The sequence below is a fragment of the Streptomyces lavendofoliae genome, assembly GCF_014649735.1.
GTDB lineage: Bacteria > Actinomycetota > Actinomycetes > Streptomycetales > Streptomycetaceae > Streptomyces > Streptomyces lavendofoliae.
Window position 1 is genome coordinate 55159 of record NZ_BMTP01000004.1, and the last position, 25214, is coordinate 80372.

The following is a 25214-nucleotide window of genomic DNA, read 5'->3' on the forward strand; positions in this document are numbered from 1 at the left end:
GACACCGGAGGCCGACCGGTAGCCGCCGTGAGTGCCTCGGCCGGTCCGCCGGCGCCCGCGAGGGGCGCTCGGCCCGGGACGCCACGTAACACTTTTGCAAGCACTCGCTTGCAAAAGTTAGCAAGTGGGTGCACCATCGGGGCATGGCATCGCTCAACGTCGGCAATCTCGGTGAGTACCTGCGCGAACAGCGGCGTAACGCCCAGCTGTCACTGCGTCAGCTCGCCGATGCCGCCGGGGTGTCCAATCCGTATCTGAGCCAGATCGAGCGCGGGCTGCGCAAGCCGAGCGCGGAGGTCCTCCAGCAGGTCGCCAAGGCGCTGCGGATCTCCGCCGAGACGCTGTACGTGCGGGCCGGGATCCTGGACGAGCGGGAGCGCGAGGAGCTGGAGACGCGTGCCGTCATCCTCGCCGATCCGTCGATCAACGAGCGGCAGAAGCAGGTGCTGCTCCAGATCTACGACTCGTTCCGCAAGGAGAACGGACTCGATACGGAGACGAAGACGGGTGCCGACACCATCGAGGACGGCACCTCACCCGAAATCTGACTCCGCTATCCGGGAGGACCACAGTCGTGGCCATCATCGAAGAACTCCGCACGCCCCTCTACTTCGCCGCCGGTACGGCCGACCTCGCCGTGCAGCAGGCCAGGAAGGTGCCCGGCCTGATCGAGCAGATCGCCGCGGAGGCGCCCGCCCGCATCGACGCGGTGCGCAACACCGACCCCAAGGCCGTGCAGGAGAAGGTGAGCGCCCAGGCCAAGGAGGCCCAGGCCAAGGTCACCGAGGTGCTCGGCTCCCTGGACACGGACCTGAAGAAGCTCGGTGAGAGCGCCCAGCACCTGGCGCTGCGTGGCGTCGGCGCGGCGGCCGAGTACGCGGTCAGGGCCCGGGAGGCGTACGAGAAGGTCGCCGAGCACGGCGAGCAGGCCGTCAGGCAGTGGCGGGGCGAGGCGGCCGAGGAGATCAACGAGATCGCCATCGCCGTCGAGCCGGACCCGGAGCCGAAGGTCGCCGAGCCGGAGCCCGAGCCCGAGGCGCCCGCCGCGAAGAAGACCCCTGCCGAGAAGAAGGCCCCGGCGCCGCGCAAGCCCGCCGCGAAGAAGACGACGGCCTCCGAGTCCTGAGCGCCCCGTGCCGGCGCGGGGCCCGGGTGAAGCCCGGCCCGCCGGGCACGGCCCGCCCCCGCCGAGGCCCGTCCGCCGCCCGCCCGTCGGCCGCCCACCCGGCCCGCCCGCCGTCGGCGGGGCCGGCCGGGCACGTTCGGGGTGGCCGGGGCGTTGTACGGGTACCTTGGCCGCGAGGTGTCCCACCCACTGACTAGGCGGTGCTCAGCATGTTGCTCGCTGGATTCAGCACGTTTCTCTTCCTGCTCAACCTGGCGATGCTCCTGATCGCCGTGATCGCCCTGTTCATCGCCGTCACGGCCCGCGAGGACGCCTACCGCGCGGCCGACAAGCAGACCAAGATGTTCTGGCTCGTCATCCTGGGCGTCACGGTCGCGGTGAACCTGCTCGTGCCGATGCTGTTCCTCCAGATCGCCGGGCTCGTCGCGTCGATCGTGTTCATGGTCGACGTCCGCCCGGCCCTCCAGCAGGTCTCGGGCGGCAGGGGCGGCCGGCGCGGCGGGTCCAGCAGCGACGGGCCGTACGGCCCCTACAACGGCGGTCGCTAGCCCGGGCCGGCACACCCGCGGGCACGCGGGGCGCCGGTAGCCCCCGGGTCAGCGGCGCCGGGGCGCCCGGTGGCCCGTCGCCGGGTCCGGGCGCGCAGACCGGTCGGCCGCCGCGGTGGCCGCCTTCTCGCGGGCGAGCAGCACCACCGCCACGTCGTCCGTCAGCTCCCCGCCGTTCAGCTTCCGCACCTCCGCCACCGCGGCCTCCAGCAGCTCCTCGCCGCCCAGGCCCCGCGCCAGCTGGCGGTTGATCATCTCGACCATGCCGTCCTGGCCCAGCCGGGGCGTGCCCGGCCCCGCCGAGCGGCCCTCGATCAGACCGTCCGTGTACATCATCAGGCTCCACGCGCCGCCCAGCTCCACCTGGCGCCGGGGCCAGCGGGCACGCGGCAGCAGCCCCAGTGCGGGGCCACCGTCCTCGTACGGCAGGAGCCGTGCCGCGCCGCCGGGCCGGGCGATCAGCGGCGAGGGGTGGCCCGCCAGGCACAGTCCGGCGCGGCGCCCGTCGGGCGCGATGTCCACCGTGCAGAGCGTCGCGAAGATCTCCTCGTTGTCCCGCTCGTGCTCCAGCACCTGCTGGAGCGTCGAGAGGAGCTCGTCACCGCACAGGCCCGCCAGCGTCAGCGCCCGCCAGGCGATCCGCAGCTCCACGCCGAGCGCGGCCTCGTCCGGCCCGTGCCCGCACACGTCGCCGATCATCGCGTGCACGGTCCCGTCGGGCGTGCGGACGGTGTCGTAGAAGTCGCCCCCCAGCAGTGCGCGCGAGCGCCCCGGCCGGTACCGGGCGGCGAAGCGCAGCTCGGAGCCCTGGAGCAGGGGGGTCGGCAGCAGACCCCGCTCCAGGCGGGCGTTCTCCTGCGCGCGCAGCCGGGACTCGGCCAGCTTGACCTGCACCGAGTCGGCGCGCTTGCGCTCCACCGCGTACCGGATGGCCCGGCTGAGCAGCGGTCCGTCGAGCTCCTCGCGGCACAGGTGGTCCTGCGCCCCGACGCGTACCGCCTCGGCCGCCAGCGCGGCGTCGCCGGAGGGGATCAGCGCCAGGACGGCGTGGCGCGGCGCGAGGCGCAGCACGTGGTGGAGCGGGGCGAGCCGGTCCCCGTCGTCCGTCCGGCAGGAGGCCAGGTCGAGGTCGACGAGTACGCAGTGCACGTCGTCGGTGAGCAGCCGCTCGGCCTCGGTGAGGTTGCGGGCGGTACGGACGCGGACCCGGTTCCCGGACGCGTCGATCAGCTCGGGGACGGTGAACGTGCCCGCGGGGTCGTCCTCGATCACCAGGAGGACGAGGTCGGTGCCGCCGGCGGCCGGGGCGGCCGGCGCCTGACCCGGCGTGCGCGAGCCGCCGGTGGCGTCCGGCGTGCCCGGGGTGCCCGGCGTGCTCGGTGTGCTCACCCTCTGTCGCGGTACGGGTACGGGCATCGGTTCGGTTTCCTTCCCTCCCCCCGAGGGCACGGCGGCGCGTCGGTCGACACACCACCGACGGGGACCATAGCGGTCCGCGGCGGCCGAGCGGAATGGTGATCGGCGAAGAGCCGATGGCATATGCCGCGCAGCGGGAGGTAGTTGGGCAGCCCGTCATGACGAACGTCACGCGGAGCGTGTAGGCCCGGTCACATCCCGGACGTATACGACACGCGTGCGCGCCTCTCACTTGTCCGGGCGCACGACTCCGAGGATCGCCATCGAGCCCGCGCCCGCCACCGTCACGTTCCGTCCCGGCCGGGGGGCGTGGATGATCGCCCCGCCGCCGATGTAGAGGCCGACGTGGCTGGCGTCCGCGTGGTAGATGATCAGGTCGCCCGGCCGCATGTCCTCGACGGCGATGCGGGGCAGCAGCCGCCACTGCTCCTGCGAGGTGCGCGGGATGCCCGTGCCCGCCGCGGCCCACGCCTGCGACGTCAGCCCCGAGCAGTCGAAGGACCCCGGGCCCTCCGCGCCCCACACGTACGGCTTGCCGAGCTGCGCCTTCGCGTACGCGATCGCCTTCCTGCCCTGCGGGCCGGCGTCACCGCCCGCCCCGCGGAGCACCCCGGACCCCAGCCACGCGGTCTGCGCCCGCGCCTGCTCCGCCCGCTCCAGCCGCAGGAGCCGCTCGCGCTCCTCGGCCGCGAGCCGGGACTCCAGCCGCTTCGCGGCGGCGATCTTGGCCTCGATCCGCTTCTTCGCCCCGGCCTGCTGGAGCCGGTTGGCCTCCAGCTCGGTCCAGTGCGCGCCGGCGTCCTTGGTGTACGTCTCCAACTCGGCCTGCTGGCGGCTGAGTTCGCCGAGAAGGTCCTTGGTCGCCTTCTGGCCCTGCTGGAGGCGGCCCACGCCGTTGAGGAAGAGCTGCGGGTCGTCGGTGAGGACGAGCCGCGCCTCGTCGGGCATGCCGCCGTTGCGGTACTGGGCGCGGGCGGCGGCCCCGGCCCGGTTCCTCAGGTCCTCGATCCGGGCCCGGCCGTCCACGATCGCCCGCCCCAGCCGCACGATCTCGGCCGACTGCTCCTTCGCCCGCTCGTCCGCGAGGTTGTAGGCGTCGGTGGCGGAGGCGGCCTGGCGGTACAGGGCGTCGATCTCCCGGCGTACCTCGTCGAGGCTCTTGCCCGGGGCCGGGGAGGTGGGCGGGGCCACCGGGAAGCCGGGGGAGGCGGGGGGCGGGGTGGGCGCCGCGTACGCCGCCTGGGCCGGTGACGCCAGCACGGTCAGCGCGCAGACCACGGTGAGCGCGGCGGTGGCACAGCGGCGTCGGTTCACAGAGACCCCCATCTCCCCATCTGATTTACCGTCAGTAACTTTGGGTGTCGACCGAGATGGTGCCACGGCGGTGGCGAAAACGACAGGGTCGCGCCCACAGGGAGGGGACGAAGGTCCGGCGCGAAGCGTTCCGTTCGGGACGAGCCGGTTCACGGCGAGCCGGTTCCGCACACGCCTTCAGTACGCGCCCGGCGCCAGCGCCGACCAGCGCACCGTCACCTCGCCCTGGCGCCACCGCCGCCGGCCGTCCTCCAGCGGCCAGTCCGCCGCCAGGTCCCGCGCCGTCCTGATCCACCGCTGCCGGGCACCCAGCGAGGCGTACGGCGCCGCCGCCGCCCACGCCCGGTCGAAGTCCCGCAGGAACGCGTGCACCGGCTCACCCGGCACGTTCCGGTGGATCAGCGCCTTCGGCAGCCGCTCCGCCAGGTCCGAGGGCCGCTCCAGCGACCCCAGGCGCGTGGCGAACGTCACCGTGCGCGGCCCCTCGGGCCCCAGCGCCACCCACACGTGACGCCGCCCGATCTCGTCGCACGTCCCCTCCACCAGCAGCCCACCGGGCGCGAGCCGCGCGCACAGCCGCGCCCACACCGCGGCGACCTCGTCCTCGTCGTACTGGCGCAGCACGTTCGCCGCCCGGATCAGCGCCGGGGAGCCGTCCACCGGCACCTCGAAGCCGCCGTGCACGAACGTCAGCCCGTCGCGCTCGTACGGCCGGGCCGCCTCCACCCGGGCCGGCTCGATCTCGACACCCACGACCCGGACGCGGGGGTCGGCGTCGCCGCGCAGCCGGTGCAGCAGCTCCACCGCGGTCCAGGGGGCGGCCCCGTACCCGAGGTCCACCGCCGTGGGCGGTCGCTCGCCGCGGCGCAGCTCCGCGCCGTGCGCGGCGGCGATCCAGCGGTCCATGCGGCGCAGGCGGTTGGGGTTGGTGGTCCCGCGGGTCGGGGTGCCGACGGGGCGGGTCCCGGCGGGGCGGGTGGTGCGCGGGGCCATGGGGACGAGGGTAAGCGGTACGGGACGCCCGCCCGCCACACACGCGTGGCGCCGTCTCCCGGAGGCGCGGCGCGGCCGCCCCGGCGCACCGCACGCGCGGCCGCCCCGGCGCACCCTGCGGCCGGCGTCGGCCCGCGCGCGGGCGTCGTCACGCGCGCGTAATGAATTGGCAAAGCGGAAATGCGGCGGCCCGGTCCGCTGTTGTCGCTGACGGGAGGGCCGTACGCACAGGCGCGGGCGTGTCCTCCGCTTGCCATGCCCGCACAGCGGAAGGACTGCCGACGTGAGCCAGTACGTGTCCCGGTTCGCCGGCACCCTGGCCGGGCCGCACCGGACCGCCGGACCCCACCGGCTGCCCTCGTCGCACCGGCTCCGGCTGCCCGGCAGGGCGCGGGTGCCGCGCCGGGTCGCCATGCTCAGCGTGCACACCTCCCCGCTGCACCAGCCCGGCACGGGCGACGCGGGCGGCATGAACGTCTACATCGTCGAGCTGGCCGAGCGCCTCGCGGCGATCAACATCGAGGTCGAGATATTCACCCGGGCCACCACCGGCGGGCTGCCCCCGGCCGTGGAGCTGTCGCCCGGCGTCCTCGTCCGGCACGTGGACGCCGGCCCCTACGAAGGGCTCGCCAAGGAGGAGCTGCCCGCGCAGCTGTGCGCCTTCACGCACGGCGTCATGCGGGCCTGGGCGGGCCACCGGCCGGGCCACTACGACCTGGTCCACTCCCACTACTGGCTCTCCGGTCATGTCGGCTGGCTCGCCGCCGAGCGGTGGGGCGTCCCGCTCGTGCACGCCATGCACACCATGGCCAAGGTCAAGAACGCGGCGCTCGCCGAGGGCGACACCCCCGAGCCCCCGGCCCGGGTGATCGGCGAGACCCAGATCGTGCGGGCCGCCGACCGGCTGATCGCCAACACCGCGGGGGAGGCGGACGAGCTGGTCCGCTTCTACGAGGCCGAGCCCGCGAAAGTCGCCGTCGTGCACCCGGGCGTGAACCTCGACCGGTTCCGGCCGGCCGACGGACGGGCCGCCGCCCGCGCCCGGCTGGGGCTGCCCGCCGACGCGTTCATCCCCGTGTTCGCCGGGCGCATCCAGCCCCTGAAGGCGCCCGACATCCTGCTGCGCGCCGCCGCCCGGCTGCTGGACGAGGACCCGTCCCTGCGGTCCCGGATGCTCGTCCCCGTCGTCGGCGGACCCAGCGGCAGCGGGCTCGCCAGGCCCGAGGGCCTGCAGAAGCTCGCCGCGCGCCTGGGCATCGCCGACGTGGTGCGCTTCCACCCGCCCGTGGGCCAGGAGCGGCTCGCCGACTGGTTCCGGGCGGCGTCGGTGCTCGTCATGCCGTCGTACAGCGAGTCCTTCGGGCTCGTCGCCATCGAGGCGCAGGCGGCCGGCACCCCGGTCGTCGCCGCGTCGGTGGGCGGGCTGCCGGTGGCGGTACGGGACGGCTCGACCGGCTACCTGGTGCGCGGCCACGACCCGGCTGACTACGCGGTCGCGCTGCGCCGCTTCGTCGACGACCCGTCACTGACCGACCGCCTGGGCGCGGCGGCGGCACGGCACGCCGGATCCTTCGGCTGGGACACGGCGGCGGCGGGGACGGCGGACGTGTACACCGCGGCCATGCACGAACACCGCCGTGCCGTACGCTCACGTCATGGCTGACGCCCGGAAGATCATCGAGTCCGCGCTGACCGACGCCGAGCTGACCTGGGAGTCCCCGGAGCCCGGCTCGTACGTCGTCACCCTTCCCGGTACGCGCAAGCTGTCCACCACGCTGTCACTGCGCCTGGGCCGGCACTCGCTGTCCCTGAACGCGTTCGTGATCCGGCACCCCGACGAGAACCAGGCGGCCGTCCACCGCTGGCTGCTGGAGCGCAACCTGCGGCTGTACGGGGTGGCGTACGCGGTCGACGGACTCGGCGACATCTATCTGACCGGCCGGCTGCCGCTCTCCGTGGTCACCCCGGAGGAGCTGGACCGGGTGCTCGGCTCGGTCCTGGAAGCGGCGGACGGCGCGTTCAACACGCTCCTGGAGCTGGGTTTCGCGACGGCGATCCGCAAGGAGTACGCCTGGCGGGTCTCGCGCGGCGAGTCCACGCGCAACCTGGACGCCTTCAGCCACCTGACCCGCCCGGAGAAGTGACCCCGGTCCGGTGACCCGGTCCCCTCGCGGGACCTCACCCGTGCGCACCGCCCGCCGCCCGCCACGCGCGTGACCGGGGCGTACGGCACCCCCGTGACCGTACGGCCCCGGAACCCCCACGCGGCGAGCGCGCCCTCTCAGGCGCCGACGGCCTCCCGGGGCGCCGACGCCGACGCCGGCACGGGGGCCGTCTCCCGGCCCTTCACCGCGTCCGCGTCCGCGTCCGCCTCCTCCGGCAGGCTGCGCATCAGCAGCCAGTAGCCGAGCCCGGCCGCCGTCCCGAGGACCGCGCACGCCCCCCACAGCCACTCCGCGCCGAACCGGTCGATCGTCCACCCGGACATCAGCGGGGCGATCAGCGCCGCGACCGACCACGACATCGTGTACACGCCCTGGTAGCGGCCACGCCCGTGCACCGGCGACAGGCGCACCACCAGACCCGTCTGGGTAGGGGCGTTGACGATCTCGGCGAGCGTCCAGACGCAGACGGTGAGCGCGTACGCGGCCACCGACCCGGCGAACGCGGTGAGCCCGAACCCGTACCCCGCGAGCAGCGACGAGACGATCAGCAGCCGTCGCGGGTCGCGGTGCTCGATGTACCGGGTGACGGGGATCTGGAGCGCCACGATGAGGACGCCGTTCACCGCCAGGGCCAGTCCGAAGTCCGCCGCGCCGAAGCCGTCCGCGCCCATGGCGACGGGCAGCCCGACGTAACCCTGCTGGAAGATCAGCGAGACGAGGAAGGACAGGCCCACCACACCCATGAACCGCCCGTCGCGCAGCACGGTCCCCATGCCCGTGACCGGCTCCGCGGACTTCCCGCCGGCGGCCGGGGTGTGCACGGGACGGGACTCGGGAATCCGGAGGAACACGAGCACCGCGCAGGTCAGGGTCAGCACCGCCTCGCCGAGGAAGCCGGCGAGATAGCTGTACTCGGCGAGGAAACCGGCGCCCGCCGCCGAGACGGCGAACCCCAGGTTGATCGCCCAGTAGTTGAGGGAGAACGCCCGCACCCGGTCCTCGGGCCGGACGATGTCGGCCATCATCGCCTGCACGGCGGGCCGCGAGGCGTTCGAGGCGGCACCGACGACGAACGCCACCGCGGCGATGGCGACCGGGTGCTGCATGAACCCGAGCACGGCGACCGAGACGGCCGTCGACACCTGTGCGATCAGCAGAGTGGGACGCCGGCCGAGCCGGTCGGTCATCACCCCCGCCCCGATCGACGACACCACGCCGCCGAGCCCGTGCAGCGAGGCGACGAGACCGGCGTACGAGGCCGAGTAGCCGCGGTCCAGGGTCAGGTACAGGGCCATGAAGGTCGCGACGAAGGCGCCGAGCCGGTTGATCAGGGTGCTGACCCACAGCCACCAGAACGCCCGCGGCAGGCCCGCGACACTCTCCCTGGCCGCCCGTCTGAGCGCGGTGATGGACATGCGTGACCCCCCGTAAGTGGCTGAACCGGTGATCGAAAATTACGGGCCCCTGCCCGGGGGATCCACTGGATTGACGGGAGCCGTCAAGTGTCATCGCGTCCATTAATCTCGTACGCATGGCCGACGCACCGTACAAGCTGATCCTCCTCCGCCACGGCGAGAGCGAATGGAACGCGAAGAACCTGTTCACCGGCTGGGTGGACGTCAACCTCACCGAGAAGGGCGAGAAGGAGGCCGTCCGCGGCGGTGAGCTGCTCAAGGACGCCGGTCTGCTCCCCGACGTGCTGCACACCTCCCTCCAGAAGCGCGCCATCCGCACCGCGCAGCTCGCGCTGGAGGCCGCCGACCGCCACTGGATCCCGGTCCACCGCTCCTGGCGCCTGAACGAGCGGCACTACGGCGCGCTCCAGGGCAAGGACAAGGCGCAGACGCTCGCCGAGTTCGGCGAGGAGCAGTTCATGCTGTGGCGCCGCTCCTACGACACCCCGCCGCCGGTCCTCGCCGACGACAACGAGTTCTCGCAGGCCGGCGACGCGCGGTACGCCACGATCCCGCCGGAGCTGCGCCCCCGCACCGAGTGCCTCAAGGACGTCGTCGTCCGCATGCTGCCGTACTGGTACGACGGCATCGTCCCGGACCTGCTGGCCGGCCGCACGGTCCTGGTCGCCGCCCACGGCAACAGCCTGCGCGCCCTGGTCAAGCACCTGGACGGCATCTCCGACGAGGACATCGCGGGCCTGAACATCCCGACCGGCATCCCGCTCTCCTACGAGCTGGACGCCGACTTCAAGCCGCTGGTCAAGGGCGGCACCTACCTGGACCCCGAGGCGGCCAAGGCGGCCATCGAGGCGGTCAAGAACCAGGGCAAGAAGAAGTAGCGACAGCCACCCGCCCCTGACCTGCGCGAACGCGTGCCGGTCAGGGGCGGTTCCGTTCTGTCGAGGGCCCACTCCGGGCCCGGCGCGGGCCTCGTGACGCCGAAGGCCCCGTCCACCGAGGTGGACGGGGCCCGGCGTGGCACGCCCGGCCGGTCAGCCGCAGCAGCCGCCGCACTGGCACGGTGCGCCCGACTGGCAGCCGCAGCCGCAGCCGGAGCCGCAGCCACAGGCCCCCAGCACGGGCAGGCGGAGCACTTCGACGGGTACTTCCTGCGCGGGGTCGGTCATGGGCGTATCTGCCATGGGTCCCTCCTCGAAGGCGTACGTTCCAAGGCGTACGTCGCCTCTCCCCATTGCATGCCCAGTCACCAGGGCGCATCAACGGCGCACTGAGGTGCGAACGCCCCCCGGCGCGCCCTCGGCCTGGACCCCGCCGGGCGCCGCCTACGCGCCCTCCACCGGCGCCTCCGACTGCTGGAGCTCGTCGGCGTGCTCGCCCGTCACCAGGTAGACGACCCGCTTGGCCACCGACACCGCGTGGTCGGCGAAGCGCTCGTAGTAGCGGCCCAGCAGGGTGACGTCGACCGCCGTCTCGATGCCGTGCTTCCAGCGGTCGTCCATCAGGTGCTGGAACAGCGTCCGGTGCAGCCGGTCCATCTCGTCGTCGTCGTGCTCCAGCTGGAGCGCCAGGTCGACGTCCTTGGTGATGATGACCTCCGCCGCCTTCGCCATCAGGCGCTGCGCCAGCTGCCCCATCTCCAGGATGGTGGCGTGCAGGTCCCGCGGCACCGCCGCGTCGGGGAACCGCAGCCGGGCCAGCTTGGCGACGTGCTGCGCCAGGTCGCCGGAGCGCTCCAGGTCCGCGCTCATCCGCAGCGAGGTCACCACGATCCGCAGGTCCGTCGCGACGGGCTGCTGGCGCGCCAGGAGGGCTATCGCCCGGGCCTCCAGTTCGTGCTGAAGGTCGTCGACCTTCTGGTCGGCCGCGATCACGGCCTCCGCGAGCTTCAGATCCGCGTCGAGCATCGCCGTCGTGGCGCGCCCGACGGCCGACCCGACCAGCCGGGCCATCTCGACCAGACTCTCGCCGATCGAGTCCAGTTCCTCGTGGTACGCGTCCCGCATGGATGTCCCTCTCTCACTACGGCAAACAGGAGTCCGGGTGGGGCTCGGACCCCCACGCTCACACGGTCGGAGGGCAAAAAGTCCGGGGCCTCCCCCACAAGTGAACCGTCACTTTCCCCTTGGTGAACTCTGGGCGACGACTGTCCGAGGTCGCCCCCTGACGGCTGGGAGAGTGTCCGAGCACCCGCATAACCTGGACTCATGGACGTGAACGCGGCGGTCGCCGCATTGGCAGCGATCGCCGGAGCGTGTACCGGCGTGATCGCCATGCTGGCGTTCCGGTGGAGCGAGCGCGACCAGGCGCGGCCCACCAGGACCTCCCTCCACACCGACGCGGTGCTGCCGCCGGGCGTGGACACGGTCCTGTCCGTACTGCGGTCCTCGGCGGTCGTCCTCGACGAGGGCGACTCCGTCGTCAAGGCCAGCTCGGCGGCGTACGCCCTCGGGCTCGTCCGCGGCGGCAAGCTCGCCGTCGAGCCGATGCTCCACATGGCCCGCGACACCCGGCGTGACGGGGAGATACGCCAGGTCGAGCTGGACCTCCCGCGGCGCGGCACCGGCCGCGGCGAGGCGCTCGCCGTCTCCGCCCGTGTCGCCCCCCTCGGCTCCCGCCTCGTCCTGCTCCTGGTCGAGGACCTCACCGAGGCCCGCCGCATAGAAGCCGTACGCCGGGACTTCGTCGCCAACGTCAGCCATGAGCTCAAGACCCCCGTCGGCGCGCTCTCCCTGCTCTCCGAGGCCGTCATGGACGCCTCCGACGACCCCGAGGCGGTCATGCGCTTCGCCGGGCGCATGCAGATCGAGGCGACCCGCCTGACCAACCTCGTACAGGAACTCATCGACCTCTCCCGGGTCCAGAACGACGACCCGCTGGAGGACGCCGAGCCGGTCCGGGTCGACGAACTGGTCGCCGAGGCCATCGACCGCTCCCGGCAGCCCGCCTCCACCAAGCAGATCACCATGGCCGCGGGCGGCACCGCCGACCTGCACGTATGGGGCCACCGCGGCCAGCTCGCCGCCGCCCTCGGCAATCTCGTCGAGAACGCCGTCAACTACTCCCCGGCCCACACCCGCGTCGGCATCGCCGCCCGCCGCGTCACCGCGCCCGGCGGCGACCTCATCGAGATAGCCGTCACCGACCAGGGCATAGGCATCCCCGACAAGGACAAGGAGCGCATCTTCGAGCGCTTCTACCGCGTCGACCCGGCCCGCTCCCGCGCCACCGGCGGCACGGGACTGGGCCTCGCCATCGTCAAGCACGTGGCCGCCTCGCACGGCGGGGAGGTCACCGTATGGAGCACCGAGGGTCAGGGCTCCACGTTCACTCTCCGCCTCCCCGAGGCCGGCACCGGACGGGACCGCTCCAGCCGGTCCTCCCACGACCACACCACCATCGAACCGCTCACAGCCCCGGAGGTCCTTCCGTGACCCGAGTGCTCGTCGTCGAGGATGAGGAATCCTTCAGCGACGCCCTGTCCTACATGCTCCGCAAGGAAGGCTTCGAAGTCGCCGTGGCGACCACCGGGCCCGAGGGGCTGGATGAGTTCGAGCGCAACGGCGCCGACCTCGTCCTGCTCGACCTCATGCTGCCCGGCCTGCCCGGCACCGAGGTCTGCCGCCAGCTGCGCGGCCGGTCGAACGTCCCGGTCATCATGGTGACCGCCAAGGACAGCGAGATCGACAAGGTCGTCGGACTGGAGATAGGGGCGGACGACTACGTCACGAAGCCCTTCTCGTCCCGCGAGCTGGTCGCCCGCATCCGCGCGGTCCTGCGTCGCCGAGGCGAGCCGGAGGAGGTCGCCCCGGCGGCCCTGGAGGCCGGGCCGGTCCGGATGGACGTCGACCGTCACGTGGTGACCGTCGCGGGCGGCAAGGTCGACCTGCCGCTGAAGGAGTTCGACCTGCTGGAGATGCTGCTGCGCAACGCGGGCCGGGTGCTGACCCGGATGCAGCTGATCGACCGGGTGTGGGGCGCGGACTACGTCGGCGACACCAAGACGCTCGACGTGCACGTCAAGCGCCTCCGCGCCAAGATCGAGCCCGACCCCGGCGCACCCCGGTACCTGGTCACGGTCCGGGGCCTGGGCTACAAGTTCGAGCCGTAGACCGCCCGGCGGCCCGCCGCCGAGGACGGCGCGGAGCCGCCCCGCCGGCCCGCCGCGCGGGCACGGAGAACGCCAAGGGGGCGCCCCACCGGCCGGTGGGGCGCCCCCTTGGCGTTCCAGGCGTACGTCAGTGGTTCTCGCCGTGCGAGGCCGAGGCGGAGTCCGACGGGGCCTCCGGGGCCCGGTCGCCCTCGTTGGGGGCGTCCGGCGCGGCGGGGGAGCCGCTGGGGCTGCCGGTCGGGGCGCCCGACGGCGGCGCCGGCGGGGTCGACGACGGCTGCTCCGCGGGCCGCTGCTGCACTTCGTCCGGGCCGAAGCCGGCGAAGTAGCTGCTCGCCGGGACGACGAGGGCCTTCAGCCTGACGTCGCCGGTCTCGCTGAGCTTGAAGACGACCTCCTGCGCGGCGCCGTCCTTCGCCGCCTCGCGGCCCTTCTCGATCACGGCGGACGCGTTGCCCCTGCCGCCGAGGAGGACGGAGCCGCCGGCCGGAACGGTGATCGGGCCGGAGCCGCTCGCGGCGGTGAGCTTGACCGGGCTGTTCGAGCCGGGCAGCTCGACGGCCTCCAGCGTCTCCGCCTTGGCGCCGTTGTTGAAGAGCATCGCCGAGACGACGGCGGGACCCTCCGCGTCCAGCTTCGGCTGCGTGATCACCACGGCGTTCTGGACCTTGACGGTCCCGACGGAGGTGGCGGCGTTGTCCGGCCTGACGCCGAGGGTCTGGGCGTCGTTGCCCGCACCGCAGGCGGAGAGCGAGGCGATCGAGAACACGATGGCGGTGGCGGCGAGGGCGCCGCGTCGAAGGCTGCGGCTCACGGCGGCGGCAACTCCTAGGACGTACGGACGGAGGGACGGGCACGGTCTGGTGGTACCGGCTGTGCGGCCGGCCCCCGGTCCGGCCTTGCGAGACGGGCCGGGGATCGGTCGCGCTCAGGTTACCGACCCCTCCACCCCGCCCCGCACCCGACCCGCCCCAGTCCGCCGTCGGGCTCGGCGGCCTCCGGGGCGCGTCCGCCGCCCGGCGGTTCTTCGCACCGCGTTCACATAACCCCTCTTGATCAATTCCGGTGCGCTCCCGCATTCCCCGGGAAAAGCCCTCCCGATCAAGCTCCGGGGTTCACCGCGCGGGCCGCGCCCGTCAATTTCGACAATCGTCGGGACTGCCGTCCGTACGGGTGAGCGGCGGCCGAACGGAGTACGGGAAGTTCACCTCCGGGAACCCGGCAAAACGGGATGATTCGCCCGTCAGGGCCGCGCACCGACGGGTGTGACGCGGTCGTTTCCGGCTGCCCGCGCAGCCGCTCCGACCTGCGGATACCCCCTCCGGGAAGCCCCGCGCAGCACGTTCCTGTCGCTGTTGTCAAGCCCCGAGATATGCCCTGACCTGCGAAAACGCCATTCAGAAGAAGCCGTATCCGTGTTACCCTGGATAGCCACGGAAGGGGTACCTGTCACATGACGTTCAAGGTTGGCGACACCGTGGTCTATCCCCATCACGGGGCCGCGCTGATCGAGGCCATCGAAACTCGCCAGATCAAAGGCGTGGACAAGACCTACTTGGTGCTCAAGGTCGCCCAGGGCGACTTGACGGTTCGTGTGCCAGCGGACAACGCGGAGTTCGTCGGCGTGCGCGATGTGGTCGGTCAGGACGGACTGGACCGGGTCTTCGAGGTGCTTCGCGCGCCGTACGCCGAGGAGCCGACGAACTGGTCCCGTCGCTACAAGGCAAATCTCGAGAAGCTCGCCTCCGGCGACGTCATCAAGGTCGCCGAAGTGGTGCGTGACCTGTGGCGCCGTGAGCGTGAGCGCGGTCTCTCCGCCGGAGAGAAGCGCATGCTCGCCAAGGCGCGCCAGATCCTGGTGAGTGAGCTCGCACTCGCCGAGAACACCAACGAGGACAAGGCCGAGGCCCTGCTCGACGAGGTCCTCGCGTCCTGACGCGTCCCACGCGGCCGGTGGCCGATGTGACGCGTAGCTGATGTGAAGCGATGCCGCGGTGCCCGCTGACATGCTGTGAACAGCAGCCATGTCGCCGGGCGCTGCGGCATGTCCAGCTCCATGTCCGGCTGAAGCCCGCACGGGCCCTGCCCGGCGGCCGGCGCACCCGACTCGCCCGGGGTCACGGAAGGGTCCCGGCCGAGGCGTCGCGCCGCCCAGCAGAGGCCATACCCAGATCGGCCGAGTCGACAAACCTGCCGGAGTGCAACCGATGTCAGACGCAGCACCCCCCGCCCGTACCGCCGTGGTGATCCCCGCGGCCGGCCGCGGAGTACGGCTCGGGCCTGGCGCCCCCAAGGCGCTCCGCGCGCTGAACGGGACCCCCATGCTCATCCACGCCGTCCGCGCCATGGCGGCCTCCCGCGCGGTCTCCCTCGTCGTGGTGGTCGCCCCGCCCGACGGCGCGCCCGAGGTCAAGAACCTCCTCGACGCGCACGCGCTGCCCGAGAGGACCGACTACCTGGTCGTCCCCGGCGGCGAGACCCGCCAGGAGTCCGTCCGCCTCGGCCTGGACGCGCTGCCCGACGACGTCGCCACCGTCCTCGTCCACGACGCGGCCCGCCCGCTCGTGCCCGTCGACACCGTCGACGCGGTCGTCGAGGCCGTCCGCGACGGGGCCGTCGCCGTCGTGCCCGCCGTGCCGCTCGCCGACACCGTCAAGCGGGTCGAGCCCCGCGAGAAGGGCGAGCCCGAGCCGGTCCTGGCCACCCCCGACCGCGCCACCCTGCGCGCGGTGCAGACCCCGCAGGGCTTCGCCCGCGACACCCTGGTCCGCGCCCACGCCACCGTCACCGACGACGTCACCGACGACGCGAGCATGGTCGAGCGGCTCGGCGAGCCGGTCGTGGTCGTGCCCGGCCACGAGGAGGCGTTCAAGGTGACCCGCCCGCTCGACCTCGTGCTCGCCGAGGCGGTTCTCGCCCGGAGGAGGGCCAACGATGGCTTCTAGCCTGCCCAGCGTCGGCATCGGCACCGACGTCCACGCCTTCGAACGCGGCCGTGAGCTGTGGTGCGCCGGCCTGCTGTGGGAGGGCGAGGAGTACGGCCTGGCCGGCCACTCCGACGGCGACGTCGCCGCCCACGCCGCCTGCGACGCGCTGTTCTCCGCCGCCGGCATCGGCGACCTCGGCGCCCACTTCGGCACCTCCCGCCCCGAGTGGTCCGGCGCGTCCGGGGTGACGCTGCTGGCCGAGGCCGCCCGGATCGTCCGCGCCGAGGGCTACGAGATCGGCAACATCGCCGTCCAGGTCATCGGCGTACGCCCGAAGATCGGCAAGCGGCGCGATGAGGCCCAGAAGGCGCTGAGCTCGGCGGCCGGCGCTCCCGTCTCGGTGTCCGGCACGACGACCGACGGCCTCGGACTGACCGGGCGCGCCGAGGGTCTCGCGGCCGTCGCCACAGCGCTCCTCGTCCGCGGCGCCCCGTAGCACCTGGGGCACGGGGCACTGGCACCGGCCCACTACTCTGGAGTGGTGACTATTCGTCTGTACGACACCAGCGCCCGGCAGGTCCGCGACTTCACCCCGCTCACGCCGGGCTGCGTCTCGATCTACCTCTGTGGTGCCACCGTGCAGGCGGCCCCGCACATCGGGCACATCCGGTCGGGACTCAACTTCGACATCATGCGCCGCTGGTTCGCCCACCGCGGCTACGAGGTGACGTTCGTCCGCAACGTCACGGACATCGACGACAAGATCATCGCCAAGTCCGCCGACCAGGGCCGCCCCTGGTGGTCGATCGGGTACGAGAACGAGCGCGCGTTCAACGACGGCTACCGGGCCCTCGGGTGCCTGCCGCCCACCTACGAGCCGCGCGCCACCGGCCACGTCCCCGAGATGATCGAGATGATGCGCGGCCTCGTCGAGCGCGGCCACGCGTACGAGGCCGACGGCAGCGTGTACTTCGACGTCCGGTCCTTCCCCGAGTACCTGGCGCTGTCCAACCAGGACATCGACGACCTGCGCCAGCCCACCGAGGAAGGCATCACCGGCAAGCGCGACCCGCGCGACTTCGCCATGTGGAAGGCCACCAAGCCCGGCGAGCCCGACTGGGAGACGCCGTGGGGCCGCGGGCGCCCAGGCTGGCACCTGGAGTGCTCGGCCATGGCCCACAAGTACCTCGGCTCCGCCTTCGACATCCACGGCGGCGGCATCGACCTGATCTTCCCGCACCACGAGAACGAGATCGCCCAGGCCAAGGCGTACGGCGACGAGTTCGCCCGCTACTGGGTGCACAACGCCTGGGTGACCATGAGCGGCGAGAAGATGTCCAAATCGCTGGGCAACTCGGTGCTGGTCTCCGAGATGGTCAAGCGGTGGCGCCCCATCGTCCTGCGCTACTACCTGGGCACCCCGCACTACCGGTCCATGATCGAGTACAGCGAGGAGGCCCTGCGCGAGGCGGAGTCCGCCTTCGCCCGCATCGAGGGCTTCGTCCAGCGGGTCGTCGAGAAGGCCGGGCCCGTCGAGCCGGCCGCCGAGGTCCCGCTCGCCTTCGCCGAGGCGATGGACGACGACCTGGGCGTCCCGCAGGCGCTCGCGATCGTCCACACCACCGTCCGGCAGGGCAACAGCGCGCTGGCCGCCGACGACAAGGAAGCCGCCGTGGCGCGCCTCGCCGAGGTCCGCGCCATGCTCGGCGTCCTCGGCCTGGACCCGCTCGACCCGCACTGGGCGGGCGAGACCGACCGCGGCGAGGACCTCCACGGCGTCGTGGACAGCCTCGTACGCATGGTCCTGGACCAGCGCGAGGCGGCCCGGGCGCGCAAGGACTGGAGCACGGCCGACGCCATCCGCGACCAGCTGGGCCAGTCCGGGCTCGTCATCGAGGACGGCCCCGACGGGCCGCGCTGGACGCTGGGCGCGCGCTGAGCGCGGCGCTGGCACACTTCATATACACGTATGTACGACACGCATCGACAGAGCAGGTAAGTCATGGCCGGGAACAGCCAGCGCAGGAACCGCCGCACGTCCAACAAGAAGGGCGCGACGGTCGGCAGCGGTGGCCAGCGGCGCCGGGGCCTGGAAGGCAAGGGCCCCACGCCGCCCGCGTCCGCCCGCAAGGGCCATGTGAAGAACCGCGTCGCCAACGCCAAGGCCAAGCAGGCGCACCGCCGCCAGGTGGCCCGCCGCGGCGGCAAGGGCCTGTCCGAGATGGTGGTCGGCCGCAACCCGGTCTTCGAGGCGCTGCGCGACGGCGTACCGGCGACGACGCTGTACGTCCAGCAGTTCATCGACAACGACGAGCGGGTGCGCGACGCGCTGAAGCTCGCGGCCGACCGCGGCGGCATCAACCTCATGGAGGCCCCGCGCGCCGAGCTGGACCGGATGACCAACGGCCTCAACCACCAGGGCCTCGTCCTCCAGGTCCCGCCCTACGAGTACGCCCACCCCGAGGACCTGGCCGCGGTCGCCTTCGACAACGGCGAGGACCCGCTGATCGTCGCCCTCGACGGCGTCACCGACCCGCGCAACCTCGGCGCCGTCGTACGCTCCGTCTCCGCCTTCGGCGGCCACGGCGTGGTCGTGCCGGAGCGGCGCGCGGCCGGGATGACCGCCGGCGCCTGGAAGACCGCCGCGGGCACCGCGGCCCGTACCCCGGTCGCCCGCGCCACCAACCTCACCCGCGCCCTGGAGGCGTACCAGAAGGCCGGCATCACGGTCGTCGGCCTGGCCGCCGACGGTGACATGGAGGTCGGCGAGCTGGGGGCGCTCGGCGGCCCGGTCGTCATCGTCGTGGGCAGCGAGGGCAAGGGCCTGTCCCGCCTCGTCGGCGAGACCTGCGACCACCTGGTGCGCATCCCCATGCCGGGCGGCGCGGAGTCGCTCAACGCCGGTGTCGCCGCCGGTGTGGTGCTGTACGAGGCGGCCCGCCGCCGCGCCTGACCGAGCACCGTTTCCGGGACCCGTCATGATCTTGACGGGTCTCGGACATTTCCCGGCCGTCAAGGCAGTGTCCTAACCCCACGTCACTCGGTTAGATGAGTGTGGACACCAGAACGCCCCGGCCCGGTTTCGACGATCAGCCTGCGCTGAGCATGGTCAAGGTGGATTGCGATCCCGCGCAGGTCATCGTGAACCACGCCAGTTTCCGTGTGCAGCTCGCCCCGGTGAACAAGCCCCGGTCGGCCGGCCCCGCCCGCGTGCCCGCCATGAGCGGCGCCACCGGCGCGGTTGCCCGGCGGCGCGCGCCCGTCGTCTGGAGCGGGAAGTCCTCGCCCGGCGACCCCGGCGCCACCGGGCTGCTCCAGGCCGTGCGGGAATCCACGGCCGTCGGCACGATCGACGCCGGGGCCACCCAGGTCATCCCGCGCCTCGACGACACCATGCCGACCCCTGTCGTCGGGGGCGGCGGACGAGGCCCCGACGCGCCGCCGCTGCTGCCTCCCATGCGCCGGGCGGAGAGCGCCTACGACGAGCAGCCCGGCCCGTACGCCGACTCCTACGCCGATCCGTACGGGGGCGACGACCGCCGCCACGGCCGCGACGACGGCGTCACCGACGCCCGTGACGCCGGCCGCCCGGCTGACGGGGCGTACACCGGCCCCGCCCACCGGCACGCGTACTACCCCGGCCGCCGGATGAACCTCGGCGTCGTCCTGCTGCCGCTGCGCGTGTTCCTCGGCTTCATCTCCATCTACGCCGGCATGGGCAAGCTCTGCGACCCCGTCTACTTCGACGGCGGCGAACGCGGCTCCATGGTCAAGTGGCTCAACTCCCTCCACCCCTGGGCCCTCGCCGAACCACTGCGGGACTTCGCCCTGGCCCACCCCGTAGGCGCCGGCCTGACCGTCGCCTTCGCCCAGGTCATCGTGGGCGTCCTCACGGTGCTGGGACTCTGGCAGCGGGTCGCCGCCGTGTTCGGCGCGGTGCTGTCCGCCGCCCTGATCCTCACCGTCAGCTGGAAGACCGTCCCCGTCTACGACGCGCCCGACATCATCTACCTCGCCGCCTGGTCGCCGCTGATCATCGCCGGCGCGCCCGTCTACTCCATCGACGGACGCCTCGCCGGCGAGGCGTGGCGCACCCTCGGCCCGCGCTCGGCGCTGTGGGACCTGCGCCGCCGGGTACTGCGGCGCGGCGTGGTCGTCGCCACCGTCGTGGTCGGCCTGACGCTGCTGATCGGCTCCGTGCTCGGCGGCGCCGTACGGTCCACGGAGATGGTCACCGTCCCCGGACCGAACGACGACCCGACCAACCACCTGCCCGGCCGTCCGCTCCCCGAGGAGCCCAGCGAGCGCGTGCCGTCGGCCCGGGAGTCCTCCCCGAGTCCCGAGCCCTCCGCGTCGGCGACCACCGGCCCGACCGCCGAGGAGGAGACGTCCTCCCCGGCCGAGACCGTCCCGGAGGAGGAGCGCGTCCAGGAGGAGCGGCCGACCGCCTCCCAGGGCACCGGCCAGGAGGAGCCGGAGCAGTCCGAGCCGGTGCCCCCGCCGACCAGCAGCGCCGGCCCGACATCCACGGGCGGCTCCGGCACCGGTGGCAGCACCGGCGGCGGTGGCGGCGGCGACGACAGCGGCACGAGCGGCGGCAGCGGCTCGGGCGGCAACGACGGCGGCTCGACCACCGGCGGCAACCGCAATCCGATCGGCGGCCTGCTCGGCTGACGGCCCCCACCGGGAGGGGCGGGCACCGCGACGCGGTGCCCGCCCCTCTTCCCGTCCCCGGCGCGGTTCCTCCCATCCCCGAGGCGGTCCCGCCGCGTTGCCGTGCGGTACGCCCCTGCCCGCCGCTGTCGCCCATGCCCGTACCGCAGGACGCGCACTGCCGCGCTCGGCGCGGGCGCCGGGCCTTCGGGTGGCCCCGACGGCTGTGGGCGCGTGTCGGGGGGCCGGGGCGGCCCGCCGGGCCCCGTGGGGCTACCGCCGGGTCGGGGGCACCGCTGTGCCCGGCGCCGGGTCCGAGGCGGCTTCGCCACCTCGGCGACGTGCCGCCCGGGCTCGCGGGCGCTCAGGGGGTGGCGAGTTCCTTCGCCGCCTCGCGCAGGTCCTTCGCGGTGTCGATGGCCCTCCAGTAGGCCCCCTGCGGCAGCGGGAAGCCCGCCAGGCGCCGTTCACGGGCGAGCCGGGGGAAGGTGGTGCGCTCGTGGTCCCCGCGGTCGGGCAGCGCGTCCGTGAAGGCCGGGGAGAAGACGTACACACCCGCGTTGATGAGGTAGGGCGACGGCGGTGACTCGATGAAGTCGGTGATGTGCCCGAAGGCGTCCGTCTCGACGGCCCCCCAGGGGATACGGGGACGGGCCAGGGCGAGCGTCGCGGTGGCGTCGCGCTCGGCGTGGAACGCGGCCATCTCACGCAGCGAGAAACGGGTCCAGATGTCACCGTTCGTGGCGTACCAGGGTTCGTCGGGGTGCGGCAGGCGCGCGGCCGCGTACTTGAGGCCGCCGCCACGGCCCAGCGGCTCCGGCTCCACGACGGTGGTGACGCGCAGGGGCAGTTCGGTCGTCGCCAGCCACTGCTGGAGCACCTCGGCGAGGTGGCCGCAGGAGACCACGGCGTCGGTCACGCCCTCGGCGGCCAGCCAGGAAAGCTGATGGCCGATGATCGGGGTCCCGGTTCCCGGGATCTCGACCATCGGCTTGGGGCGGTCGTCGGTGTACGGGCGCAGTCGCGAGCCCTGGCCGCCCGCCAGGACCACGGCCTGCGTCGGAGAGGTGTGCATACCGCGCACGATAGGCGCACCTCGGTGCGGCTGACAGCCTCAGCTCTCGTGGGCGACGCCGGCGGCGTAGGACGTGTCGCAGACGGGCCGGGAGTAGGTCTGGGCGCGGACGGGGCCGTAGTGCTGGACGGCGGCCTTGCCGAGCGCGCGGGCGATCGACATGCAGTGCCTGGCGAGCGACGGGCGCTCCTCCACGGTGCGCTGGAGGTGCGTCAGCGCGACACCAGGGTCCTTTTCCTGAAGCTCTGCGAGGAGCTTGTCGCGGAGAATATCCTGCGGGGCACGGGGCTTGGCCCGTACCGAGACGTTCTCCGAGGACGCGGTGAGCATCTGGGTCTGGGAGCTTCCGCCCGCCCACGGGACGCTGGTGACCGCGAGAGTTCCGGAGAGCACCAGGACGACGGGCAGGACGAGGGCGAGGGAGCGGCCGATTCGGCGTGCTGTGTGGGTCACGGACGTGAGCGTAGCGGGCGGTAATGATTTGGAGACATTTAGTCACCCCCACGGGGGATGGTTCGATGCTCCTTTTCGAATCGGGCGTTGACGAACAGGGTCCGAATTGACCCATGTGCCGGGGTATTTGTCGACATCCCAGGCGGGTGTACGGCGGGATACGCGGACGGCCCCGCACCGAAGTGCGGGGCCGCGCAGGCGTTTTGTCCCAGGTCAGCCGGAGAGGCGCTCACCGGTCGAGGTGGAGAACACGTGGATCTCGTCCGGGCGCGGCACGACGTGCAGGACGGAGCCCTTCTCCGGGATGGAACGGCCGCCGACGCGGACGACCAGGTCCTTGTCCTCGCCGCTGACCCCGGCGGAGCCGTAGACGTACCCGTCGGCGCCGAGTTCCTCGACGACGTTGACGGAGACGGCCAGGCCCTGGTCGCTCTCGGCGCCCGCGACGTCGAAGTGCTCGGGGCGGACACCGACCGTCACGGTCCGGTCGCCCTTGTCGGCGGCGGCGGACAGCGCCTCGCGGGACACCGGCACGACGCTGTTGCCGAACTTCACGCCGCCGTCGGTGATCGGGACCTCGACCAGGTTCATGGCCGGGGAGCCGATGAAGCCGGCGACGAAGAGGTTGGCCGGGCGGTCGTACATGTTGCGCGGGGTGTCGACCTGCTGGAGCAGACCGTCCTTGAGGACCGCGACCCGGTCGCCCATGGTGAGGGCCTCGACCTGGTCGTGCGTGACGTACACGGTGGTGATGCCGAGGCGCCGCTGGAGGCTGGCGATCTGCGTACGGGTCGAGACGCGGAGCTTGGCGTCGAGGTTCGACAGCGGCTCGTCCATGAGGAACACCTGCGGCTCGCGCACGATGGCGCGGCCCATCGCCACACGCTGGCGCTGACCGCCGGAGAGCGCCTTGGGCTTGCGGTCCAGGTACTCGGTGAGGTCGAGGATCTTCGCGGCCTCTTCGACCTTCTTGCGGATCTCCGCCTTGTTCACGCCGGCGATCTTGAGCGCGAAGCCCATGTTGTCGGCGACGGTCATGTGCGGGTACAGCGCGTAGTTCTGGAACACCATGGCGATGTCCCGGTCCTTCGGCGGCAGGTGCGTGACGTCGCGGTCACCGATGCGGATGGCGCCGCCGTTGACGTCCTCCAGGCCGGCGAGCATGCGCAGCGAGGTCGACTTGCCGCAGCCGGAGGGGCCGACGAGGACGAGGAACTCGCCGTCGGCGATCTCGATCTCGAGCTGGTCGACGGCGGGCTTGGTGCCCCCCGGGTAGATCCGGGTCGCCTTGTCGAACGTGACAGAAGCCATGGTGATGCAGTCCCTTCACCGGCAGGAACGTGCCGGACGATCCGAGTAGAGGGAGAGAAGTGGTCTGGTCCACGCCGGTGGACCTGGGGTGACGCTACCCGGCCGGACGGCTTCTGTCAGCAGTCGCCGGACGCGGGATTTTTCGACCGGGGGCACATGCTGTCCGGTTACACTCGTGCGACGTGCCTCCTTAGCTCAGCTGGCCAGAGCAACGCACTTGTAATGCGTAGGTCGTCGGTTCGAATCCGACAGGGGGCTCTGCTGAAACCCCAGGTCAGATGCGGTCTGACCTGGGGTTTCGTCGTCAGCGGATCCGGCGGCGGCGCCGGGCGCGAGCCGCGCGGGTGTCGGTGGTCTCAGTTCTGGTCTCAGTGGGCTCCGGATCCGCGGTGGTGGGAGCGGGCACGAAGAACTCGCCCATACGTCGCATGGCGTCCTTGGACAGGTGGGATCGCCCCTTCACGTACCTCCGGGTCTGGCTGATCTGGGTGTGTCGGAGAATCTCCATGATCGTGGGCATGTCCACGCCCAGCTCGTTGAGGATGGTGCCGGCGGTGTGGCGGCTTCCGTCGTAGAGGCGGCGGTCATCGATCCCGGCCTCCTTGAGCAGCTCCTTGAATTCCTCGTAGTCGGCGCGTGGGTCGAGCGGGCGTCCGTCCGGCCGCGAGAACACGACGTCGTGCTCCTGCCACAGTTCGCCGGCGGCGGCCCGCAGTTCCTCCTGCCCGGCCTTGTGCTCGTGCAGGAACGGAATGAAGACGGGCGGGATAGGGACGGCGTTCCGGCTCTTCTTGGTCTTGGGGCGGGTGAAGACGAGCCCACCCTCCTTTCGCTGCGGGCAGGCGCTCGCGTGCCTCGTGCATGCCTTGGGGCACGGCTTCGGGCAGCCGCGCTTGTAGCTTTTGTGCCGGGCGCATCCTGCAGGGCACGGCTCGAAGCGGTGGAGGCGTGCCCCGCAGGCATGCGGGTCGGAGCAGCCGTGCCGCCAGGTGAGGCGCTGCAGCTGCCACTCGGGGCGGAACAGCTCCGCCTCCAGATCGACGTATGACCAGCGCAGGCCGAGCGTCTCGCCCTGCCGGAACCCCATGCCGACACCGACGATCCACCGCATGAACGTAGGTCGCTTCGACGCGGCTTCCAGGAAAGCCTTGGCCTCCTCCTTGGTGAAGGGGTTGGCCTCGATCTCGTCGATGCTCGGCGGGTCCACGAGCGTGGCCACGTTCTCGCCGACGATGCGGCGCCGGTGGGCAATCTTCAGTGCCCGGGACAGGATGCGGTGCACCTTCACGACGTGCGAGGGAGCGCGGCCGGCGTCGAGCATGGCCCGGTACATCCGCTCCAGGTGCTCGGGCTGCAACTTGTCGATGCGGTGCTGGCCGACGCCGGGGATGATGTCGTTCCGGGTCTTCGACCAGTAGTCATCGAGCGAGCGCGGCTTGAGCTTCAGGCTCGCGATGTCGGTGAGGTAGGTCTCCATCCACTGCGCGACGGTGGGCTTGCGCCCCGCGGTGGTTGCGCGGCCCTGGTCGCGCAGACGCTCCAGCTCCCGGACTTTGCGGCGTACCTCCGCCTTGGTCTTGGCGCGGCGGTGACGGCGGTCGGGGCTGCCGTCGTTCTTCACGCCCATCGTGACGCGTCCGTGCCACCAGCCGTCCGCACCGAAGTAGATGGTCGATTCCATGTTGGGCTTGCGGGGGCTCATGTACTCCT

The 25214-nt window shown here is 72.5% G+C and carries 25 protein-coding genes and 1 tRNA gene; 15 read left to right on the top strand and 11 right to left on the bottom strand.

Annotated features, from left to right (window positions below):
- The first annotated feature begins 143 nt into the window (after positions 1-143).
- The 3 genes from IE109_RS08675 (at position 144) to IE109_RS08685 (ending at position 1674) form a co-directional block, all read left to right on the top strand.
- The gene (locus tag IE109_RS08675) at positions 144-548 is read left to right on the top strand and encodes a helix-turn-helix domain-containing protein (protein WP_189550198.1); all 405 of its coding nucleotides are present in this window, start codon (positions 144-146) and stop codon (positions 546-548) included.
- 26 nt (positions 549-574) lie between these two features.
- Positions 575-1126 carry a hypothetical protein gene (locus IE109_RS08680; protein ID WP_189550199.1) on the top strand — a complete coding sequence of 184 codons (552 nt, stop codon included), beginning with the start codon at positions 575-577 and terminating at the stop codon, positions 1124-1126.
- 209 nt (positions 1127-1335) lie between these two features.
- Positions 1336-1674 (top strand): DUF2516 family protein, encoded by a 339-nt coding sequence (locus tag IE109_RS08685; protein ID WP_189550200.1) that lies wholly within the window; start codon positions 1336-1338, stop codon positions 1672-1674.
- Between the two features lie 48 nt (positions 1675-1722).
- On the opposite strand, the gene IE109_RS08690 is transcribed toward IE109_RS08685, so the two are convergent.
- The 3 genes from IE109_RS08690 to IE109_RS08700 form a co-directional block, all read right to left on the bottom strand.
- The gene (locus tag IE109_RS08690) at positions 1723-3090 is read right to left on the bottom strand and encodes a PP2C family protein-serine/threonine phosphatase (protein WP_189550201.1); all 1368 of its coding nucleotides are present in this window, start codon (positions 3088-3090) and stop codon (positions 1723-1725) included.
- 228 nt (positions 3091-3318) lie between these two features.
- On the bottom strand, positions 3319-4404 hold the full coding sequence (locus IE109_RS08695; RefSeq protein ID WP_189550202.1) for a C40 family peptidase: 1086 nt from the start codon (positions 4402-4404) through the stop codon (positions 3319-3321).
- A 177-nt stretch (positions 4405-4581) separates the two neighbouring features.
- Entirely contained in the window at positions 4582-5397 is an 816-nt protein-coding gene (locus tag IE109_RS08700) for a class I SAM-dependent methyltransferase (RefSeq protein WP_189550203.1), read from the bottom strand.
- Positions 5398-5680: 283 nt separating this feature from the next.
- Between IE109_RS08700 and mshA the strand changes: the two genes are divergently transcribed.
- Both mshA and IE109_RS08710 read left to right on the top strand, forming a co-directional pair.
- On the top strand, positions 5681-7060 hold the full coding sequence (gene mshA / locus IE109_RS08705) for a D-inositol-3-phosphate glycosyltransferase (protein ID WP_189550204.1): 1380 nt from the start codon (positions 5681-5683) through the stop codon (positions 7058-7060).
- Positions 7053-7541, top strand: a complete 489-nt coding sequence (locus IE109_RS08710) for a type III secretion system chaperone family protein (RefSeq protein ID WP_189550205.1) — start codon at positions 7053-7055, stop codon at positions 7539-7541. Before mshA ends, IE109_RS08710 begins: the two co-directional genes overlap by 8 nt.
- A 137-nt stretch (positions 7542-7678) precedes the next feature.
- On the opposite strand, the gene IE109_RS08715 is transcribed toward IE109_RS08710, so the two are convergent.
- Positions 7679-8977 carry an MDR family MFS transporter gene (locus IE109_RS08715; protein WP_189550206.1) on the bottom strand — a complete coding sequence of 433 codons (1299 nt, stop codon included), beginning with the start codon at positions 8975-8977 and terminating at the stop codon, positions 7679-7681.
- 116 nt (positions 8978-9093) lie between these two features.
- On the opposite strand from IE109_RS08715, the gene IE109_RS08720 reads away from it, so the two are divergent.
- Positions 9094-9855 carry a phosphoglyceromutase gene (locus IE109_RS08720; protein ID WP_189550207.1) on the top strand — a complete coding sequence of 254 codons (762 nt, stop codon included), beginning with the start codon at positions 9094-9096 and terminating at the stop codon, positions 9853-9855.
- Positions 9856-10008: 153 nt separating this feature from the next.
- Here IE109_RS08720 and IE109_RS08725 read toward each other — a convergent pair whose 3' ends face one another.
- Positions 10009-10158: a hypothetical protein gene (locus IE109_RS08725; protein ID WP_189550208.1), complete on the bottom strand. Its 150-nt coding sequence runs from the start codon at positions 10156-10158 to the stop codon at positions 10009-10011.
- A gap of 141 nt (positions 10159-10299) precedes the next feature.
- Positions 10300-10980 carry a phosphate signaling complex protein PhoU gene (gene phoU / locus IE109_RS08730; RefSeq protein WP_064067559.1) on the bottom strand — a complete coding sequence of 227 codons (681 nt, stop codon included), beginning with the start codon at positions 10978-10980 and terminating at the stop codon, positions 10300-10302.
- 201 nt (positions 10981-11181) lie between these two features.
- On the opposite strand from phoU, the gene phoR reads away from it, so the two are divergent.
- Together phoR and phoP are read left to right on the top strand one after the other, a co-directional pair.
- The gene (gene phoR / locus IE109_RS08735; RefSeq protein ID WP_189550209.1) at positions 11182-12408 is read left to right on the top strand and encodes a two-component system sensor histidine kinase PhoR; all 1227 of its coding nucleotides are present in this window, start codon (positions 11182-11184) and stop codon (positions 12406-12408) included.
- The gene (gene phoP, locus IE109_RS08740; RefSeq protein ID WP_064067557.1) at positions 12405-13085 is read left to right on the top strand and encodes a two-component system response regulator PhoP; all 681 of its coding nucleotides are present in this window, start codon (positions 12405-12407) and stop codon (positions 13083-13085) included. Before phoR ends, phoP begins: the two co-directional genes overlap by 4 nt.
- Positions 13086-13212: 127 nt before the next feature.
- Here the strand turns inward: phoP and IE109_RS08745 are convergent, their stop codons facing one another.
- Positions 13213-13899: a DUF461 domain-containing protein gene (locus IE109_RS08745; RefSeq protein ID WP_189550210.1), complete on the bottom strand. Its 687-nt coding sequence runs from the start codon at positions 13897-13899 to the stop codon at positions 13213-13215.
- A gap of 639 nt (positions 13900-14538) precedes the next feature.
- Here IE109_RS08745 and IE109_RS08750 point away from each other — a divergent pair.
- The 6 genes from IE109_RS08750 to IE109_RS08775 all read left to right on the top strand — a co-directional run bounded on the left by IE109_RS08750 (position 14539) and on the right by IE109_RS08775 (position 20686).
- On the top strand, positions 14539-15021 hold the full coding sequence (locus IE109_RS08750; RefSeq protein WP_003953493.1) for a CarD family transcriptional regulator: 483 nt from the start codon (positions 14539-14541) through the stop codon (positions 15019-15021).
- Between the two features lie 271 nt (positions 15022-15292).
- The gene (gene ispD / locus IE109_RS08755; protein WP_189550211.1) at positions 15293-16030 is read left to right on the top strand and encodes a 2-C-methyl-D-erythritol 4-phosphate cytidylyltransferase; all 738 of its coding nucleotides are present in this window, start codon (positions 15293-15295) and stop codon (positions 16028-16030) included.
- On the top strand, positions 16020-16508 hold the full coding sequence (gene ispF / locus IE109_RS08760; RefSeq protein WP_189550212.1) for a 2-C-methyl-D-erythritol 2,4-cyclodiphosphate synthase: 489 nt from the start codon (positions 16020-16022) through the stop codon (positions 16506-16508). The genes ispD and ispF overlap by 11 nt, the downstream gene beginning before the upstream one ends.
- Positions 16509-16553: 45 nt before the next feature.
- Positions 16554-17951, top strand: coding sequence for a cysteine--tRNA ligase (gene cysS / locus IE109_RS08765; protein WP_189550213.1), 1398 nt, complete (start codon positions 16554-16556; stop codon positions 17949-17951).
- Between the two features lie 63 nt (positions 17952-18014).
- Positions 18015-18965 carry a 23S rRNA (guanosine(2251)-2'-O)-methyltransferase RlmB gene (rlmB, locus tag IE109_RS08770; RefSeq protein WP_189550214.1) on the top strand — a complete coding sequence of 317 codons (951 nt, stop codon included), beginning with the start codon at positions 18015-18017 and terminating at the stop codon, positions 18963-18965.
- 95 nt (positions 18966-19060) lie between these two features.
- A complete protein-coding gene (locus tag IE109_RS08775) occupies positions 19061-20686 on the top strand; it encodes a DoxX family protein (protein ID WP_189550215.1) in 1626 nt (541 codons plus the stop codon).
- Positions 20687-21029: 343 nt separating this feature from the next.
- On the opposite strand, the gene IE109_RS08780 is transcribed toward IE109_RS08775, so the two are convergent.
- From IE109_RS08780 to IE109_RS08790, 3 genes are all read right to left on the bottom strand, one after another.
- Entirely contained in the window at positions 21030-21740 is a 711-nt protein-coding gene (locus IE109_RS08780; protein WP_189550216.1) for a nucleotidyltransferase family protein, read from the bottom strand.
- A 39-nt stretch (positions 21741-21779) separates the two neighbouring features.
- Positions 21780-22193 carry a hypothetical protein gene (locus IE109_RS08785; protein ID WP_189550217.1) on the bottom strand — a complete coding sequence of 138 codons (414 nt, stop codon included), beginning with the start codon at positions 22191-22193 and terminating at the stop codon, positions 21780-21782.
- Between the two features lie 213 nt (positions 22194-22406).
- On the bottom strand, positions 22407-23504 hold the full coding sequence (locus tag IE109_RS08790; protein WP_189550218.1) for an ABC transporter ATP-binding protein: 1098 nt from the start codon (positions 23502-23504) through the stop codon (positions 22407-22409).
- Positions 23505-23688: 184 nt separating this feature from the next.
- Here IE109_RS08790 and IE109_RS08795 point away from each other — a divergent pair.
- A tRNA-Thr gene (locus IE109_RS08795) sits at positions 23689-23762 on the top strand.
- A 46-nt stretch (positions 23763-23808) separates the two neighbouring features.
- Here IE109_RS08795 and IE109_RS08800 read toward each other — a convergent pair.
- The gene (locus IE109_RS08800) at positions 23809-25206 is read right to left on the bottom strand and encodes a tyrosine-type recombinase/integrase (RefSeq protein ID WP_189550219.1); all 1398 of its coding nucleotides are present in this window, start codon (positions 25204-25206) and stop codon (positions 23809-23811) included.
- Between the last annotated feature and the right edge of the window lie 8 nt (positions 25207-25214).